At 65.8% G+C, this 476-nt stretch carries 1 protein-coding gene; it reads left to right on the top strand.

What is annotated here, in order from left to right:
• Window positions 1–73 precede the first annotated feature (73 nt).
• Window positions 74–476 (top strand): hypothetical protein (locus tag B7P34_RS36195; protein WP_106682294.1); only part of this gene is annotated, 403 nt, incomplete at its 3' end.

Below are 476 nucleotides of genomic sequence, written 5' to 3'. Positions count from 1 at the left end.
ACGATCTGAGAGGCAGGTGACCGGTGCTCGCTCCCCGCGATACGCGCCCGGCCGTTGGAACGGTGGGCCGCCGATGAACACGATCAAGGCGATCGAGACCGAGTACGCCGGCTGCCGGTTCCGCTCCAGACTGGAGGCCCGCTGGGCTGTCTTCTTCGACAGCCTCGACATCCCCTGGCAGTACGAGTCCGAGGGCCTCGACATTGATGGCGTCCGGTACCTGCCCGACTTCGTGCTGCCCGCGTTCGTGGGCCGCGACCTGTATGTCGAAGTCAAGGGCGTCATGGACGAGCGGGGGATGGAGAAGGTGCTCGCGTTGGCAGGGGCCGGCCGCATGGTCCTGGTCCTTCGTGACGTCCCGCGGCCAGACGCTCTTGGGCCTCACTTCCTACTGTTTCGCGGAGACCACAATCCGGTGGCGGCGTCCTGGGTGTCGTTCTTCCCCGTCGCCAAAGATGGTCGCCACTTCACACTGA

Origin of the sequence: Streptosporangium nondiastaticum, from assembly GCF_003011965.1 — a bacterium.
Classification (GTDB): Bacteria; Actinomycetota; Actinomycetes; order Streptomycetales; family Streptomycetaceae; genus Streptomyces; species Streptomyces nondiastaticus.
Note: the sequence above shows the minus strand (reverse complement) of the source record. Positions and strands in the feature narration are given on the sequence as shown.